General features: G+C 57.7%; 1 pseudogene. It reads right to left on the reverse strand.

The window, feature by feature from the left end:
• A pseudogene (locus HMPREF3048_RS11770) lies at nucleotides 1-392 on the reverse strand (transposase); the annotation flags it as partial.

The following is a 392-nucleotide window of genomic DNA, read 5'->3' on the forward strand; positions in this document are numbered from 1 at the left end:
ACGACGTCGGTGCGCCGGCGGAACTCCCGGTTTAGCCGCTCGGTGGGGGTTGTTGGACCACACTTTCGTCCAGACTGGTTTCGGTGCTGCGGTAAACGCCAGCACCTCATCGAGTGATTCCTCTAAATATGCCGCTACCTGGGGGAACTTTGGGTCTAACAGGTCGACGACTTCGCGGGCTTGTGCCCAGGTGGATTGGGCGTCGGGTTGTTGGAAGATTGTCTGGAACATCGCTTAAGACCATCGGCCACTGGGTTTTCGGGACTTTTTCGTAGAGGTTCTTCGCGAAATGAGTCCGGCACCGCTGCCAGGATGCATCGGGCAACACTTGGATGCCCTCATGGGCATCACTGGTGATAAGGAAGACACCACGAAGTCCGCGGGCTTTGAGG

Origin of the sequence: Corynebacterium sp. HMSC075D04 (assembly GCF_001815635.1) — a bacterium.
Lineage (GTDB): Bacteria > Actinomycetota > Actinomycetes > Mycobacteriales > Mycobacteriaceae > Corynebacterium > Corynebacterium coyleae.